2 protein-coding genes are annotated in these 1363 nt (G+C 38.0%); both read left to right on the top strand.

Going from position 1 to position 1363, the window contains the following annotated elements; all coding sequences use genetic code 11:
• The coding region (locus Q1A70_RS19925) for a baseplate tail-tube junction protein (RefSeq protein WP_299695750.1) at window positions 1-829 on the top strand (829 nt) is incomplete at its 5' end.
• A gap of 195 nt (window positions 830-1024) precedes the next feature.
• On the top strand, window positions 1025-1300 hold the full coding sequence (locus Q1A70_RS19920; protein ID WP_299695752.1) for a hypothetical protein: 276 nt from the start codon (window positions 1025-1027) through the stop codon (window positions 1298-1300).
• Window positions 1301-1363: the final 63 nt, after the last annotated feature.

The following is a 1363-nucleotide window of genomic DNA, read 5'->3' as shown; positions in this document are numbered from 1 at the left end:
TTTACTTTTGACAAAGCAAATTATAACTTTTTACCATACTGTTCAAAAAATACTCACGAAAGATCAACACGCCCTAGCAGTGATTCAGATGTATATGCCGAATATGAATGAAAATATATCTCATAGCTATGAGACCACTGGCACGGGTATTGTTGATGATTTCATGATGAATTACAGCAAAAACAAACAGCCAGGCGAGAGTCTGTCTATTGAAAGCGCATTATCAGCCGGTATGGATACAGCAATTGATAAAATCAATGTTGGGTTTGAGAAATTAACTCAAGAATATAATCAGAAGTCATCTGGCAAGATTCTCGGCTCCCGTTCAGCTCAACTGTATAAGACCAGCCAACCTAGACAGCAGACTTTTAACTTTCAATTAAGGCCGCGTAATGTCAGCGAGTTAAAGCATGTCGGTAATATTCTCAAAACGTTCATGGTTTACAGCTCTGCCTCAAGAACCACTAGAAACACGCTGATAGACAACCAAAACCAATCATACAGTGCATTAGAAACACCGCCTTTATGGTTTGTCGAAGAACGATTTAATCAGCGGAGAGGTGAGGGCGTGAACGCAGTCAACCGATACACTCCGAAATTCGCGATGGGCCCTGCGGCAATCACAAATATCAGAATGAATAAGACGCCTGACCAACTGTATGAGACGTTCGACCAAACAGCGGGCGACCCGATAGCTATTGATTTAGAAATCACACTTACAGAGCTACGCCCTAATTACTCAGACTATTACGAGAAGCTGACAAGAGGGTTAGGTAAGCCAGAAAACGCATCACATGGTGGTAATGCATTTTTTAAGAGCTTTAAATAGTGGATAATTGCTTAAAATGCACGCTATTCCAAACATAAAGTTTCTATATACAGAATAATGCAATCAGTATGGTGTGTTGTTTGTAAATTATTGAAATAAAATGATAATAAATTTATTTTGCGAGTTTGTTTACCATCTTGGTTTTGTGCCTGATAATAGACCCATCGAAACGAAATGATTTTAAGGAATTACAAAATGAACGATAAAAAATATTTCTCCCCTAGCGAACTATCACCAGAATATAAAATGATTTTCGATAATCTATCCGCAGAAGATAAAAAATACATTCAGGGTGTGTGCAATTCAGGTGAGGGTTTCTATGATTTTGACTTGGGTTTGTTTCCCGCTCTTAAAGACGAAAGATATGAGCTAATGGTTAGCGTTACCGCAGACGCTTATGAGGACTCCAGTAAACTACAATTATCTGTAGAAGAAAATGAGAATATTGAAGTAGTGGATATATACCCGTGATCATTGAAGGTGCTTGATTTTTAGTAAAATCAGGATCATGCTACGAACTATGATAATTACACT

The organism is uncultured Vibrio sp., from assembly GCF_947488985.1.
Taxonomy (GTDB): Bacteria; Pseudomonadota; Gammaproteobacteria; order Enterobacterales; family Vibrionaceae; genus Vibrio.
The sequence above is the reverse complement of the archived record's forward strand: the minus strand, read 5'-3'. Positions and strand labels throughout refer to the sequence as shown.